The 15,633-nt window shown below is 38.4% G+C and carries 18 protein-coding genes and 1 pseudogene; 9 read left to right on the top strand and 10 right to left on the bottom strand.

Features of this window, described 5'->3' with window-relative positions; all coding sequences use genetic code 11:
* Positions 1-2: 2 nt before the first annotated feature.
* Entirely contained in the window at positions 3-905 is a 903-nt protein-coding gene (locus IR083_RS05375; protein ID WP_194223551.1) for a class I SAM-dependent methyltransferase, read from the bottom strand.
* Positions 905-1,564, bottom strand: coding sequence for an HAD family hydrolase (locus IR083_RS05370; protein WP_194223550.1), 660 nt, complete (start codon positions 1,562-1,564; stop codon positions 905-907). Before IR083_RS05370 ends, IR083_RS05375 begins: the two co-directional genes overlap by 1 nt.
* Before the next feature lie 1,035 nt (positions 1,565-2,599).
* Here IR083_RS05370 and IR083_RS05365 point away from each other — a divergent pair.
* Positions 2,600-2,986: a hypothetical protein gene (locus IR083_RS05365; RefSeq protein ID WP_194223549.1), complete on the top strand. Its 387-nt coding sequence runs from the start codon at positions 2,600-2,602 to the stop codon at positions 2,984-2,986.
* 39 nt (positions 2,987-3,025) lie between these two features.
* On the opposite strand, the gene IR083_RS05360 is transcribed toward IR083_RS05365, so the two are convergent.
* The 3 genes from IR083_RS05360 to IR083_RS05350 form a co-directional block, all read right to left on the bottom strand.
* Entirely contained in the window at positions 3,026-4,024 is a 999-nt protein-coding gene (locus IR083_RS05360) for a hypothetical protein (protein ID WP_194223548.1), read from the bottom strand.
* Between the two features lie 163 nt (positions 4,025-4,187).
* Entirely contained in the window at positions 4,188-4,622 is a 435-nt protein-coding gene (locus IR083_RS05355; protein ID WP_006800546.1) for a hypothetical protein, read from the bottom strand.
* 140 nt (positions 4,623-4,762) lie between these two features.
* Positions 4,763-5,503, bottom strand: a complete 741-nt coding sequence (locus IR083_RS05350; RefSeq protein WP_194223547.1) for a hypothetical protein — start codon at positions 5,501-5,503, stop codon at positions 4,763-4,765.
* Between the two features lie 200 nt (positions 5,504-5,703).
* On the opposite strand from IR083_RS05350, the pseudogene IR083_RS05345 reads away from it, so the two are divergent.
* From IR083_RS05345 to IR083_RS05330, 4 genes and pseudogenes are all read left to right on the top strand, one after another.
* Positions 5,704-5,988 (top strand): annotated as a pseudogene (locus IR083_RS05345) (zinc ribbon domain-containing protein); the annotation flags it as partial.
* Positions 5,989-5,992: 4 nt separating this feature from the next.
* A complete protein-coding gene (locus IR083_RS05340) occupies positions 5,993-6,880 on the top strand; it encodes a GyrI-like domain-containing protein (protein ID WP_194223545.1) in 888 nt (295 codons plus the stop codon).
* On the top strand, positions 6,877-7,752 hold the full coding sequence (locus tag IR083_RS05335) for an SPL family radical SAM protein (RefSeq protein ID WP_194223544.1): 876 nt from the start codon (positions 6,877-6,879) through the stop codon (positions 7,750-7,752). The genes IR083_RS05340 and IR083_RS05335 overlap by 4 nt, the downstream gene beginning before the upstream one ends.
* A gap of 25 nt (positions 7,753-7,777) precedes the next feature.
* The gene (locus IR083_RS05330; RefSeq protein WP_194223543.1) at positions 7,778-8,536 is read left to right on the top strand and encodes a GNAT family N-acetyltransferase; all 759 of its coding nucleotides are present in this window, start codon (positions 7,778-7,780) and stop codon (positions 8,534-8,536) included.
* A 4-nt stretch (positions 8,537-8,540) separates the two neighbouring features.
* On the opposite strand, the gene IR083_RS05325 is transcribed toward IR083_RS05330, so the two are convergent.
* The 3 genes from IR083_RS05325 to IR083_RS05315 all read right to left on the bottom strand — a co-directional run bounded on the left by IR083_RS05325 (position 8,541) and on the right by IR083_RS05315 (position 10,746).
* Positions 8,541-9,074, bottom strand: a complete 534-nt coding sequence (locus IR083_RS05325; protein WP_006800540.1) for a GNAT family N-acetyltransferase — start codon at positions 9,072-9,074, stop codon at positions 8,541-8,543.
* Positions 9,075-9,221: 147 nt separating this feature from the next.
* Positions 9,222-9,893 carry an oxidoreductase gene (locus IR083_RS05320; RefSeq protein ID WP_194223542.1) on the bottom strand — a complete coding sequence of 224 codons (672 nt, stop codon included), beginning with the start codon at positions 9,891-9,893 and terminating at the stop codon, positions 9,222-9,224.
* A 199-nt stretch (positions 9,894-10,092) separates the two neighbouring features.
* Entirely contained in the window at positions 10,093-10,746 is a 654-nt protein-coding gene (locus IR083_RS05315; RefSeq protein WP_006800538.1) for a hypothetical protein, read from the bottom strand.
* Between the two features lie 204 nt (positions 10,747-10,950).
* Here IR083_RS05315 and IR083_RS05310 point away from each other — a divergent pair, with 204 nt between their 5' ends.
* From IR083_RS05310 to IR083_RS05295, 4 genes are all read left to right on the top strand, one after another.
* Positions 10,951-11,328: a hypothetical protein gene (locus tag IR083_RS05310; protein ID WP_006800537.1), complete on the top strand. Its 378-nt coding sequence runs from the start codon at positions 10,951-10,953 to the stop codon at positions 11,326-11,328.
* Positions 11,329-11,537: 209 nt separating this feature from the next.
* Positions 11,538-12,098, top strand: a complete 561-nt coding sequence (locus tag IR083_RS05305) for an RNA polymerase sigma factor (RefSeq protein WP_006800536.1) — start codon at positions 11,538-11,540, stop codon at positions 12,096-12,098.
* On the top strand, positions 12,076-13,389 hold the full coding sequence (locus IR083_RS05300) for an outer membrane beta-barrel protein (protein ID WP_194223541.1): 1,314 nt from the start codon (positions 12,076-12,078) through the stop codon (positions 13,387-13,389). The genes IR083_RS05305 and IR083_RS05300 overlap by 23 nt, the downstream gene beginning before the upstream one ends.
* A 39-nt stretch (positions 13,390-13,428) precedes the next feature.
* Positions 13,429-14,694: an LVIVD repeat-containing protein gene (locus IR083_RS05295; protein WP_194223540.1), complete on the top strand. Its 1,266-nt coding sequence runs from the start codon at positions 13,429-13,431 to the stop codon at positions 14,692-14,694.
* A 74-nt stretch (positions 14,695-14,768) separates the two neighbouring features.
* Here IR083_RS05295 and IR083_RS05290 read toward each other — a convergent pair whose 3' ends face one another.
* Both IR083_RS05290 and IR083_RS05285 read right to left on the bottom strand, forming a co-directional pair.
* A complete protein-coding gene (locus IR083_RS05290) occupies positions 14,769-15,128 on the bottom strand; it encodes a DUF805 domain-containing protein (protein ID WP_006800533.1) in 360 nt (119 codons plus the stop codon).
* A 278-nt stretch (positions 15,129-15,406) separates the two neighbouring features.
* The coding region (locus IR083_RS05285; protein ID WP_242052372.1) for a transposase family protein at positions 15,407-15,633 on the bottom strand (227 nt) is incomplete at its 5' end.

The following is a 15,633-nucleotide window of genomic DNA, read 5'->3' as shown; positions in this document are numbered from 1 at the left end:
TATTATTTTTTGTTTTTCTTGAGTATATAAATCAGCGAGCTGCTTTTCTCCTTATCGGCCAGTGTACGCAGGAAGAATATTCCGCCTTTTGCTAACCCTACTATAGTAGCCATTAAAGTACCTTTGTTTTTCTCGCTAAGCATGGAAATATAAAAGGCATCGAAGTACATTGGCTTCACATCTATCACTTCGAAGTGGTGCTTCTCTGCCAGACGCTCAAAATCGGGAAGAGAAAAATGCCATAAGTGACGGGGTACGTCATAAGCTGCCCAGTATTCTTTATAATGAACGGCGTCGAGTGAGCTTTTATTAGGCAATGCGATAATAACTGTTCCGTCATTTTTCAATATAGCCGAAAGATGTCCCATCACATGGTTCAGATGTTCCATATGTTCAAGTACATGCCACATAGTTATGACATCCTTTGTTTTTTCACATACGTTATAAAGATACTCGGAACATTGGCAATCAATATCAAATTTCTGTTTTGCATACTTGCGTGCAGATTCAGATTTTTCAATGCCTGTAACGATCCATTTTTCTTCTTTCATCTTATTCAGAAAATAGCCTGTGCCCGAACCGATATCAAGCAGCATTCCCGTTTTTTTAGAAGCATAGCGGCTCACTATTTTCGATTTGGATTTCAATGCCATCTTCCTTGCCAAATGGTACAAGGTATTTATAATACCTCTATGTGTGTCGGAATGGGAAATGTATTCCGGAGCGTCGTAATAAGGGCCAATCTCATTTTCGGCAGGAAAATCTTGTGTAAGCGCAAAACCACATGATTTACACTGGCAAATATCAAATATTTCCTGTGTTGTCAGATAATCTTTACAGGATAGATACGGAACCAGTTCTATACTTCCGCAAACAGGACATATATCGGTGTGTATTTTCTTCATCAACGCTTAAATTGTGTCCTGTCCACTTCATCGAAACTTTTGATAATCTGGCAATCCGCCCAATCAGTATAGTCGTCATCATTGGAATCGACCACGATAATTTTTCCGGCTCCGGCATTTCTTGCAGCCTGCAAACCGGCTACTGCATCTTCGAAGATAATTACTTCTCCGGGCTTTTTATTTATTACAGACAATGCTGTCTGGTATATCTGTGGATCGGGCTTGCCTTTTATCTTACCATTATTGTAAACTACCTTATCATACTCGAACCAGCTGGAGAGTGGCAGATGCTCGAAGTAAAAATCAAGATTTTCTTTACCTGATGCCGTCGCTATTGTAAAAGGAATATTCTCATCTTTCAGGAAATCGAGAAAACCGGTGACTCCGGGAGCCAGCTGCATGTCTGTATTTAAGCATAATTCCTGATAAAGCAACTCTTTTTCCATTGTATAATCGATTATCTGCTGGTCGGAAAGTTGCCCTCCAAAGATAGAGATAAATATATCGCGGTTATTTTTTCCATGCATTTTGGAAAATTTATCATCATCGGAAAGATATAAGTCTTGCTTTGTCAGGAAAATATCCCATGCTTTGTTATGCAATTTGGTATCCCAAAACAATGTCCCGTTAAAATCGAAAATTACTCCTGAAAACGACATCTGTTAAATATTAAATTGAGAGACAAATGTACGAAATACTTGGATATGGTCGCAGACCTTTTTGCGACTTTTATATGTATAAGCCTTAATTTAAAATTTGCAAGGTCTTTTATCTCCTTGGTTAACGAGATATTATAAATAGGGAAAGATTATTTAGCTGCTACTTTTCTATTGTATTCCGACACGTGTTTTACTGGCAAATATTACTTATGTGAATCTGTTGTTGAGTTTCAACGTTCAGTTCTTTTCTACGCAATTCCTTAGTTATATATGCCAATCAGTAGTTAAAGCAATTATTGTAGAATAAAATTGTTCTATTTTTTTCTGCTTCACTTCGTTCCGCTTAAATATTCATTTTGGCATTGCCCAAAACGAACCAAAAGGCTAGCGCTCCGCTCCTCGGCGACCCAAAACCGTTTTGCCGTCTGAATCAAACACACGGGCTATCGCCCCGTTTGATTCTACGCCGCCTGCAACGGATTGGGTACCCCGCCTGCGTCACTAATGCGCAAGGGCTGACGCACGTGGGGCTAAAGCATGAAGAGCCTCTGTCCTGTCGCCGCATCGCGGTAACGGCCTCGTCCCGCAGGCGGGGCACCCAATCCGTAAAGCGGAGGTGTAGGGCAAAATAGGGTAGCTGCTGTACACGGCTGATAATCCGGCTAGAGATGATTCCGTATTATTTTGCCCCACCGCAGCTGCGGTTTTGGGTCGCCAAAGGGATGCAGCCTTGATTTTTGTAACTTTTTATCAAGAAAAAGTTAAGAAAAACAAGCCGGCAGGCGCGTTAGAAAAAATAGAACATTAAATCTCAACTACTGATTCGCATTATATATTAGTTCTTAGCCTATCTCTGCCATGCCCTTCCTTTTGATATTGCCCAAAAGGAACACAAGCAATCTGTGATTGAGTGTAGTAGAGAAGAACTGAGCGTTTAATTTGTACGCACTTTGTTCCTGTGATTATTAATTCAAACGCAGATTAGCGTATATAATAAGAATTTATTCGTTAATTTGTGACTGATACTTATTATTTATGATCAAATACGTTTACATTATCACTTTATTCCTTACAGGATACCTTTTTTGCGGTTGTACCCCCTACAATGCAGATAAGGTAAATACTTCACTGATACAGGGAAAATGGATATTAACAGATGTAAACAGAGCTATCTACGACAGCATAAATGTTGATTATAATAAAGAACGTACATACCTGATTTTCGAGGGTGACAAATGCACTCAGCATATGTCAGACTGGGAAGACACCTTAACCTTCAGATTTACAATACACAATTACGAATTGAATTTATATAAAGACGATACCCCCTTCCGAAGCCTGGATATCGATGCCCTGTCAAAAGATTCGCTGGTACTTTCGCTTTCCGATAACAAATGGGTATATAAAAAAGCAGAGCAATAATACCGCTATTATTGCTCCGTCCTATCTTTAATATATTTTTTACTCTTTCCGCTGAACAAGATATTGATCTGTTGTTATTATCACAGATATATCATTCCCAAGCCTTTCGTTTTTCTTATCTATAAAAGTAAGTGATCCGTTTTTCGTTTTCCAATCTGTCACCCACATATAAATATCTTTCGTTTCGCCGGTTTCTGCTTCTGTGTAAAATAAATAAATGACATCATCCACTATTACGACGGGGTAGGGATCACTATCTTCTATTTCATTTGTTTTCGGATTAAGAGAACTGATGATACAATATTTCTTTCCCTGCTCATTTTTGTAAAATCGATACGAAGTCTTGGTCTTCAACAGGGCATCTTCCATTATCTTCGTCTCATCGGGTTGATACAAACTATTGTAATAATAGGCGCATCCGGTGATATCCCACGGAGCTTTTGACAATTCATCGAAACGGGAGTCAACCATCACTTTCGACGGCAGCGCGTCTGTATATGTAGGGGCAATCGCAACATTACGATTGGCTTTCATGTCTGTTACTTTAAATTTCATACCCGTATTCCCGATAGTTCCCGGATAAATATCTTCTGTTTTAAATATCCCTTTAGACGGGTCTAATCGGCGGATGATCTGCTTCGTTGTAGTATCTTTCGGCTGACCGGCCAGATAAGTGAAATTAAAATGAACAGTATCACTACTCGCCGAATATGTTCCCTCATCGATTACTTGATCGATGACATTATAACTCTTAAATTTGTATTCATTATCTTTCGAATCAATATAAAATTCTGTTCTGAAACCATCATACTCGATAAGCCTTAAACCGGGAAATATCTGCTGTTCGCCCGAGGGATAAATATAAATTATATCCTTCTGGTAATAATATGTTTCCCAAAGGCCTATCAGATCATCTGCTGTCGCACTTACCGGAGGTTCGGGAGGTGGTATTACAATCGGATCGGGCTCATCATTATTATTGACGCAACCGGATAGTCCCAGTATAGAGAAAAACAGAATGTAGAAGTTTTTTTTCATCGTTTTGTAGTAATGGACCATTGTGTATTGTTAGAGTACAAAGATATATAATTCTGCTACAAGATTAGTCTGTCTATAGTTTTTTTATATTATTGAAATACTTAAGCCTCTATTTTTAACAGCTTTACATAGACATCAACGATGGAATACTTAATATATTGCATCATTGAGACTGCTTGTTCAATAGCATTGTATATTCGTAATCATAATCTTTTACCATAACATACATCTCATCGTCGGAAACAGAGAGTATTTTAAACTGAATTTTCTTTGGTTTCAGCCTGTTTGCCTTATTCAGCAGGTAATTATTATAGTAGATGGTTATAAAATCACCTTCCATCTCATATTTTCCGGTTATATTGAATACTATGACTCCTTCTGCGGCTTCACCTTTGTGAAACACCATATTATCGCGGAATATATATGTATCGGGAAATTCTCCGGCAGGTTTTGTCTTCTCTCCTTCTGTACGCTCTGCCTCAACCCACCTGCCTACAATATTTTCTTTCCGGAAAGATTGTACAAATAGACTGTCCTGTGATTTTATCAGCTGCGTAAAGCTGAGAAAAAGGGCTATGACCAATAGATATTTTCTCATTATTGTGGTTTGTGTTAATTGTATTTATATATGCAAAGATATAATAAGCATTTCAATTTTATAAAGATTAAGGTGTATATCCTGATAGATATACACCTGTCACTTTCATTCAAAAACCATTCACCTAAACCTATATTTAATTACCTCTTGTTACTTCTTTCCGAGCCTGTATTCGACACCATTCTTAAGTCGCTTCTACCCGAAGAAGACTGCGTGGCCTTACTGTTGCGGTTATCACCACGGCTTGTAGACGGGCGGCTCTTTACATTGTCATTCCTGTTGGAGCGGTTATCCCGGCTGCCATATTCGGAACGCTTGTTGTTATTCTTCCTTTGGCTATTGTTGTAATTCTTGTCCTTATTACGGTTATTGTCGTAACCATCCTTGCGGTTATTATTATAACTATTATTAGGACGACCGCTATTGTATTTATGGTCTTTTCTATTGTCGGAATACCAAGTCACTCTATTGTTGCGGCTATCATGATAACGATGGTCACGGCTGTCCCGAATCACTATCTGGTTACGGTGGCCTCTGTAACGGGCATAGTCCCGGTAGTGAATATGATGATATCTCCACGGATCACGTACGTTCAGCACCACTTTATACAGCCCGTATAAGTCATAGTTACGGTATCCGTATGGTAAGTAACGTGCCGAAATCCACCGTCCTCTGTCAAAATAATAGAATAACCCCACATTTACATCATAGTAACAGTCTATATCAGGGAAATAATAATATCCCACGTAATCATATCCTACGGGACCCCATGCCGGTTGACGGCCTATATTGATACTTATATTTATATTTTGGGCTTCAACTGTGCTATAAAATGATGTAACACCTATGAATAACGCAAATGCCAATAAAAACTTTTTCATAACTTTAAATATTAAAAGGTGAATACTGAATTTCATCTCTTTGTATCTTTGATATAATAACGGCAAAAAGGATTAATTGAAACACCCTTGCTTAACTTTAATTAACCTTCAGGCAGAAGATATACTAATTTAGCAAGAATGGATAACCTGACATACCATATAAATCCTTTTATTTGCATTAAGATTATTAACCATTAAAACAGAACATTATGAACCAAAAATTTTGCCAAAGCTGTGGAATGCCACTGAATGCGAGTGAAGATTTCGGAACGAATGCAGATCAAAGCAAGAATGACGAATACTGCACTTATTGTTTCAAAAACGGTGAGTTCACCGAAGATATCACAATGGACGAAATGATAGAGCATTGTGTGCAATATCTGGACGATTTTAACAAAGACACGGAGCAAAAACTAACGAAAGAGCAGGCTGTTTCCCAAATGAAAGAGTATTTCCCAACATTAAAGCGCTGGGCATCTGCATAAAAGAATGAAGGAGACGACTCAAAACGGGTACGATAAAGCTGTAAACCGGGTGATAGATTATATCAACCGTCATTTATTCGAAACCCCTGATATAAAACAACTATCGGAGATAGCCAACATATCCGGATATCATTTTCACCGGATATTCAAAACTACCATCGGAGAAAATATCAGGGGCTACATCAAACGTATCCGTCTCGAGTACATTGCCGAATGCTTACAAATGACCCATTGCAGTCTCGACGAAATAGCCGCCAAAACAGGCTATGGAACAAAACATGCATTATCTAAGGCCTTCAAAAAGCATTTCGGCATATCACCTTCAGCTTTCCGGGCACAAGACAGAGACCCTTTCAATTTCTTCGGAAGAGGTGAACGAAAAGTTATACAATTATCGGTAGATATGAGGGAAGTCGAACCCAAGAAGCTGGTTTACATTCGTATTATAGATTCGTACGGCTTTCCCGAATCGTATCGTATCGCATGGAAAAAACTGGGGCAATTCGGAAAGAAGAACAATCTGTTGAATCATTCGACAGAATTTATCGGACTCAGTTTTGATAATCCCACGATAACCCCTCCGGAAAATTGCCGTTTCTACGCCTGCTTTACGGTAGGAGAAGAGGTAAAACCCTCAGGCGCTTTTGGAGTACAGCATTTAAGCGGAGGCTTATATGCTGTTTTTACTCTTAAAGGCTCTTACAATAAATTGTTGGATATGTACTATAATATCTATATGATATGGCTACCTCAAAGTGGTTATAAATTGAGGGGCGGTGGCTCATTCGAAAGATATCTCAATAATCCCGACCATGTGAAGGAAGAAGACATTCTTACGGAGATATATGTCCCTGTATCGAAACGCTATAAACAACAAAATTCCGTACAGTGAATGCCATACAATATACCGAAGCCAAAAGCATCCTGTCGAAATTACAGGGAAGCGACCCGATGTTCGGACTCACCTACAACATGAATCTGTATAGGGGGTGTCAGCACGGTTGTATCTATTGTGATACCCGCAGTGAATGCTATAGAGTAGGCAATATAGCACGGATTTCTGTGAAAAAGAATGCTCTCGGATTACTCTCCGGGGAATTGAAAAGCAAACGCACAAAGGGAACTATCGGTACAGGGTCTATGAACGATCCCTATATGCCTGTAGAGGCTAAACAGAATATAACACGGAAAGCAATGGAAATAATTTCCAATTACAGGTTCCCCGTTCATGTTATCACCAAAAGCGATCTGGTAACACGCGATTATGATATTTTGCAGGATATAAGTAAAATATACGCTGCTGTAAGCATTACAATAACGACATCCGATGACGCTCTGGCAAAAAAGTTGGAACCCAATGCCCCATCATCATCCGACAGATTCAAAGCTATCGAATTTCTGGCAGAGAAAGGAATATATACGGGCATTACCCTTATGCCCTTACTGCCCTTCATCAATGATACAAAAGAGAATGTAAAAACAATAATACAAAAAGCCAAAGACGCCGGAGCATCTTATATTATCCCTATGCTTGGCGTAACATTGCGAAAAGGCTCACGTGACTACCTGTATAACAGATTTGACAAGGATTTTCCGGGGATACGAGGCTTGTATGAAAAGACTTTCGGAGAACAATATATCTGTCACAACAGCAATTATTACTCACTCCTTAATGAATTTACATACGAAAGAAACCGGGTGGGAATCCCGTCTCAGATGCAGTTTTACAAACCGCAAAAAGAACAGCAATTAACGTTATTTTAAAATTTAAACAGTTACTTAGTATAAGATGGATATAATTACACTATCTCCCGAAAATATCGCGACCGAACATATCTGCTGTTCGATAAGCAGCAAATCAACCGAAACTGGTGTTGCCGCTAAAAAAGAATGGCTTAGTTGCCGTATGCAGGAAGGTTTGAAGTTTAAGAAACTCGATGCCCGGGGTAAAGTATTTATAGAATATTTGCCCGCAGAAAATGCATGGGTGCCAATAATAGCAGACGGATACTTATACATTAACTGTTTCTGGGTATCTGGTTCGTTTAAAGGGAAGGGCTATGGTAAACAATTACTCGCCGAATGTGAAGCCGATGCACTCAAAGACGGATGTAAAGGCTTAGTATTGATTGTAGGTGAAAAGAAAAAGCCATTCCTTTCCGACAAGGCGTTTATGATGCGCCATGGATATGAAATAAGCGATAGTTGTCCTCCTTTCTTCGAACTGGCAGTAAAGCGCTTCGACAAGTCAGCTTCCCTGCCCCGTTTTAAAGATTCCGTACGGTTAGGGATGGGACAGGACATAAAAGGTATCGATATCTTTTATACGGCTCAATGCCCGTTCACCATACCATATACAAAATTATTAGAACCTGTTATTTTAGCCTCTGACTATCCGGTGCGGTTACACCAGATCACGACAAAAGAAATGGCGCAAAACCACTTGGCCCCGGTGACAAGCTACTGTGTTTTTATCAACGGGAAATTCTTTACAAATGAAATATTGACTCCCGATAAGTTGAGAAAAATAATAGAGAAAGAACTATAGATTTTTACAGTTCTCCAAATTCTCTGGCATACTTTACCGTACCTTTAATATCCGACAAACCACCGTCAATTAACTCTTTTGCCATAAATACATTGGACGGAACATTGAACGGAGGCTTTATTCCCCATTTGCTGGTAGGTACAAAGCCAAAACGCGGATAATACTCGGTGTGCCCCAAAACGACAACAGATTTATACCCAAGTTCACGCGCCTTGTCCAATCCGTAGCGGATCAGTTGCTGGCCGACACCTTTACGTTGCAGGCCGGGGCTAACTGCCATGGGGGCAAGCGCCAGACTATCCTGAGATCTGCCCTCGTCTACAATACTGATTTTAGTAAACATAATATGCCCCACAATCTTATTCTCGACTATCGCGACAAGCGATAGTTCGGGTATAAATCCGTCACTCAGGCGTAAACGGTCTGCCAACCGTGCCTCTTCTTTTCTGTTGAATGCTTTTAGATTGATATCGTAAACCGCCGGAAAGTCACATGCTTCTTCCTGTCTTATTTCGACCTTCATGTCTTTATCTTCCATGGTAACAAGAAATTAAGTACCCCATAAAGATAATGAATTAATAATGAATAGGAAAGTAGTTATATAAAAATAACTATTGGACCTTGTTTAAATTTTATTCGGCTAAGTTTTCACAATTATTTCCACAGTGGGGGAATAACGTTACTTTTATCTATGGCTCTCTACATATATTTCGGCAATCTCTTCAGATTCGTAAATGTGATAGCCTACTGTGTTTTTTTGTGCAATATTGTACATGGCATATGCCACTTTCTTTACGTCTACCGGTTTATATCTTTTCAGTTTGCCAACAAAGAAAACTCCAAATATCTTCATGGCATATTCACCCAGTTTTTCCCCAAGTCTGAATTCTTTTCTGTTGCCTAATAGCAACGACGGACGGAATATTGAAATAGATTGGAATGGCAGTTTTCTTAATTCCTCTTCACACCTGCCTTTTGTCCGCAAATAGAAATTGTTGGATTTGGCATTTGCACCAATCGAAGAAATAATCGAATATTGTTTTATCCCTCTATTCACTGCGGCTTTAGCGAATTGGACAGGATAATGCAGGTCTACTTTTTCAAAAGCCTCTTCGGTTCCGGCCTTCTTTATTGTTGTGCCCATACAGCAAAACATATCATTCCCCTCTATCAAATCCTGATATGATTCAGGATTATCAAAATCTACAACATGCTGTATCAGCTTAGGATGTGATATTTTCGATCCCTTACGCACAAAACTGATAACTTTCTCATATACATTACTGGTTAGTAATGCTTTCAGTAGTTGTGAGCCTGTGAGTCCAGAACTTCCTATTATAATTGCTGTCTTGGTCATCTACAATATTTTGGGTTTAAAATGCGGCAAAGATAACATTATTATAATAAATCCGAGTTTTCTTATCCTATTTATGCTTACTTATCTGCTTTGACTATGTATAGATAATCAAAAAAACGGAATATTCATGTCTCCCGACTCCTAATTAAACTTAATTGCTCCAATTACATGATAATGTGAATATCTGAGCTGCTAACCTCTATTGTTTGATAATGTAATTAAAACCTATCCCTATCTGTATAGGTGTTGCGTTTTTGTATTCAATAACTTCCGGCTTCACTTTCGAAAAATCAAATGTGTTATATCCCAGCCAGCAACTCATAGCCCATCTGTCATCTATCGGAAACTGATATCCTAACCTTATTTCGTATACCAGGCGGTATTTATGCGCAGCGGCATCCATTCCTTTTGCTTTATTCAGATTGATACGGGTATATGAAAACCTGTTTTCAATAAAAATATATTTAGCCCTGTCTTTTTTATCGTCATATGCTATCGGAAGATAAAGTTTTGGAGCTATATATGGAGCCCAATACGTTCCTTTATAGGATGTTTCGGTATAGCTGTAAGGATTATCAAAACCATCAACCCCTATATTAGGATCATAATAACGGATACCCTGATTAAAACCTCCGGCTCTGAATCCGGCTTCTATGCCAAAGAACATATTCACATCATATTCGTAACCGAAACTCGCCCCAAGAGCGGCAGGGTCTTTAATCCCGTCTTTGCTATCAAATGCATAGTTGAGATTAAAAGATGCATCTATATCTATATTCAACTTATGTCCCTCCTGCCCCAGTACAGAGACGAACATCGTTATTGACAATATAAGAAACAATAGCTTTTTCATATCCGGTGATTTAATTATTCAACATCCAAAAACATCTTCTGACAGACGCACATATATATGCTTGATAATAAGAACACAAGTAATAAAATGGTATTTTTCGCTCTCATGATATGTAGATTAGATACTATACAAATCTAAGAAAAAATATCATAAGATAGCGGATATTTTTATATATTGCACTGCTTTTCTCTGAAAGAAAAAATAATGAAAAAATTAGTATTTTGTTGTCTGTGTATTTTTGCCTTGATGGCTTGTGGTGAACGAAATGCCATCATAGGAAGATGGGCAATGGAGATAGACGGTACAGATGAGACATCTATCAAAATGCCTGATGATACCATTGTGTCACCGGAACTCCGTTTCGAATATGATACCGTATACATGGATGTGCGGACAAGCGAAGGCTCTGTCAGAAGCCAGTGCATAGGTATCTACACCATTAAAGGAGACAGCGTAATAATAACAGATAGCTACGGAAAACATCGGGAGTGTAAATTTGTACTGAAAGACAACATTCTTATTGTTATGGATAAAGACGATCCGGAGAAGATAGTGATGAGGCTGCGAAAGATAAAAGAATAGAGAATATAAAGAATCGAAAAGATTTTCCCCAGTTAACAGAAAGCTCCCTCAGGGAGTTTTTTTATTATGCATTATAAAAATTATCGTACTTTTATAACCTGTTAAACTACAAGTTATAAAATGTCCGACAAAAAAATCCTTTATTTTTATATAAATGCAACTTTTGGAAATAATATTGCATCAATGTAAGTAGAGAGTATAGTTAGCCGATGAACGAACAGTTATTAATAGCGGGATGTAAACGTGGCGAATCATGGGCTCGTAAGCAATTATACGAGTTGCATGCACCGGTCATGATGGGAGTTTGCATGCGCTATACTAACGATAGGGAGACGGCTAAAGATATACTTCAGGATGGGTTTATCAAGGTATTTACCAAAATAGACACCTATTCCGAAACAGGTTCGCTAGGCGGTTGGATGCGCCGGGTTTTTGTAACTACAGCACTCGAATATCTCCGGCGAAACGACGCTCTGAAACTAAGTGTAAGCATCGACGATTACAATGAAGCGATGGAAAATGTTGATGTTTCGGCTTTGGATCAGATTTCGGCAGATGAGTTGATGGCATGTGTAGCTGCATTACCGGAAGGTTACCGGACAGTTTTCAACCTTTTTGCTATAGAAGGATACACACATAGCGAAATAGCAAATATGCTGAATATCAAAGAAAGTACCTCGCGTTCTCAATTTATCAGGGCGCGAAAAGTTTTACAAAATAAAGTGGAATCTCTATTAATGCATGAAAATGCCAGACAAGAAAAACCATAACGAACAACCTGACGAGTTCAGCAGACTGATAAGGCAAAAACTGGAAGATTACCGGATGCCTGTAGAAGCAGGCTGCTGGGACGAGATTGAGCTTCAGATGAAGCCCAAACAGAGGAAGTCTGTCTGGTGGATTGGGGGCTCTGTTGCAGCAATAGCTGTCATCGTGATTTTACTACTCTCTATACCCAAAAATGACGAGCCCCCTTTCAATCCGGTAGCAGGAATAAATAATTTCAATGCTACTGATATTAGAATATCAAAACCGGAGAAACAAACAGCCACAGTTACTAGCACAACTAACAACGATGTATTACAACTACAAGCTAAAAGATATCCGGTATCTATCTCCGGCAAGACAGATAAAGGGAAACTGTTAGCTGAGGAAAGCAACACTTTGAACGAGTCATTGCCTGTAACGATTACCGATACCATTAATCTGGCGCATGTAGAAGAGATTGTACAGGAAGTAGCTGCTGAAAACAATAATCTGGCTGAGAATAACGTCAATATTACTGATACTATTTCTGGTGCTCCGACTATACAGGAGAAGAAACCCATAGAGAAGACATCAAAAGAACCTGCCAGGCTATTAATTGCAAAGGCTGAGAATAATAACAACAAATGGCTCATGTCTGCATCGGTGTCATCAGGAGGAGGTTCCTCATCCAACGGAAATATGCATAAGGGTCTTATGTATGACTATGCTACGTCGGCAAACGTTTCAGAATCATTCTCTGATGCGGCTCCGTCCTTGTTAAATAGAGAATTGAATGTTAATGATTTTTCAGAAATAGATCACTCTTTGCCGCTGTCATTCGGCGTGAATGTTCGCAAGGATATTAACAGGTATATCGGTATTGAAACCGGATTGACATATACCTACTTGTCATCAAAATTCCAGAAGAAAGCGATTAAATCGCTAGAAGCCCGTCAGGAATTGCATTATCTGGGTATTCCTGTCAATGTAGTCCTGTATTTGTGGAACAGTTCAAACTGGAATATCTACCTGTCTGCCGGAGGTATGGTGGAAAAAGGATTAACCTACAAATATACAGAAGATATATATGACAAGAATAATAGTGCTGCTGTTGTTCATGACAAGGGTAGTATAAGTGGGCTGCAATGGTCATTGAATGCATCATTGGGTGCATCCTATATGTTCTATAATGACTGGAGTATATATTTCGAACCTCGATTCTCTTACTATTTTGATAATAAACAACCAATTAGCATTAGAACAGAAAAACCTTCAGTATTTGGTCTTGGTGCCGGACTCAGATACAAGTTTTAAAAGCAACACGGAAATTTTAATAACTTAAATCTTTAAACAATGAGAAAACTATTGTATTTATTATACATTAGCACATTCTGTGTATTGTATAGCTGTAGCGACAATGACAATACTGAAACCATCACCTACAAAATCCACGAACCGGTATTTATGAATGCCACCGCTTTTCGCAATTCCGTAAAGGTATCTGTCACACCTCAAGAGATTTCGCAAAAAGGCAAAATCTGCTTCTATGAGAATTATCTCTATATATCTGAGCCGGACAAAGGTATCCACATCATTGACAACCGCTTTCCTTCTGCTCCCAAAAATGTGGGTTACATAGAACTTATGGGAAATGCAGACCTGAGCATCCGTAACAATATGCTCTATGCAGATTCCTATATAGACCTTGTATGGTTTGATATAAGCAATCCTGCACAACCGGAACTCAAAGGTCGGTTAGAAAATGTCTTTGAAAAAGCTTTACCTCCAATGGAAGATTTCCAGTTTGGATATGACTATGCAATGTGCTATCCAAACAATGATAATAAAGATATCATAGTAGGCTGGACGCTGGTAGAAAGAACCGAAACTGTTAAACGGAATCCGGGTTGGTACTATGATTATGCATCTATGGAAAATAGCAGTAGCAGTGGTAACAGTGCAAGCGGTTTGAATGGTTCCATGTCCCGCTTCGGATTATACCAGGGCTACCTATATACTGTAATTAATAACAGCATGAGTATATTTAACCTGTCCGGGGAGAAACCTGTAAAAGCTGCAGATAATATTTATATTGGAGGAAATGTAGAAACAATCTTCAGTTACAAGGATAACCTGTTTATGGGTACACCTACCGGAATGTTGATATATTCGGTAAAAGATCCTCTAAAGCCCGATTATCAATCATCTTTGCAACATGTCTATGGTTGTGACCCTGTGGTTGTGGAAAATGATCTGGCCTATGTCACCATTCATTCGGGAAATATGTGCGGACAAAATGCAAATGAATTGTTTATAGTAGATGTAAGTGATGTGAAAATGCCAAAACAGATAGTATCTTATACAATGACCGGCCCTAAGGGTTTGGGAATAGATAATGGTACATTATTCCTTTGTGATGACGGTCTGAAAGTTTATAAATCGGACGACCCTCAGAAGTTGATGTCAAATCAACTGGCTCACCATAAAGGCATGAACGGATACGATGTAATACCGCATGGCAATACATTGATGATGATTGCTGAAAACGGTTTGTATCAATATGATTATAGCGATTTACAGAATATCAGGCAAATCAGCGTACTAAGTATCGGTAAATAAGGGATAATAAGATAAATGATAAAAAATGAGCCAAAATAAAATCCGGCTCATTTTTTATGTACTTATATATACAATTAACGCTCACCTGCTTTAGGATCGGGACCATATTGATTGTCTCCTTTTTCTCCTTCGGTGATAGCTAATATAAAGCTGTAAACTGGGATAAGCAGATACCAGCCGCTTTTACCTACATCATGCATGCGTCTGATGCCGACTGCTAAACCCGGAATTGCTATTGCTAAGGCAAACAATCCTATAACAATAAAAATAATGGCACTTAAGATGCCGGAAATAAATGCAAAGATTATTCCAAGAATATAAAGGACTATAATTGGGATTGTTGCTACCAAAGCAAACATCCAATACTCTTTGCGTCTTGCTCTTCCGTTAAAATCTGCATAATGTCCTTTTACAACTTTTAAAAACCACTCCATATAATTCTGTTTGTTACGTTAAGTTCCTACTCATATGGCTTTTCGGGTCCGCCTCGTTTGTGTATGGTCTCTGAACTCCATATAATTTTGTGTGTTTTGCGAATATATATAAAAAAACGAACAGTTTATGTATTTTAATTAAATTTTAATGCGGTTAATCTCAATCGTATCTGATATTGCATGTTTTTTTTAAATAATAGATAATTATATAAATATGTCAAAGAACTATATCAATTTGAACTTTAGATATAGATAAATAGACATTATATTCAATAAAGTTATATATGTTTCACAATCAGTGAAATTGAAATTCTGAAATTATGCAGACCGCAAGCAATAAGCATGACTAAATCGTCAAAACCAAACTTGCGACATCTGAATCGTTCTTTGACAATACGACATTTTTTGACACTACCGATGGCATGTTCAACAAGAATACGAAAACTTGATATTTTTCTGTTTTCTTCTTTTTGACTATCAGTTAAAGACTTGCTTTTTGGCTTCT

Origin of the sequence: Dysgonomonas sp. GY75, assembly GCF_015234155.1 — a bacterium.
Classification (GTDB): Bacteria; Bacteroidota; Bacteroidia; order Bacteroidales; family Dysgonomonadaceae; genus Dysgonomonas; species Dysgonomonas gadei.
The sequence above is the reverse complement of the archived record's forward strand: the minus strand, read 5'-3'. Positions and strand labels throughout refer to the sequence as shown.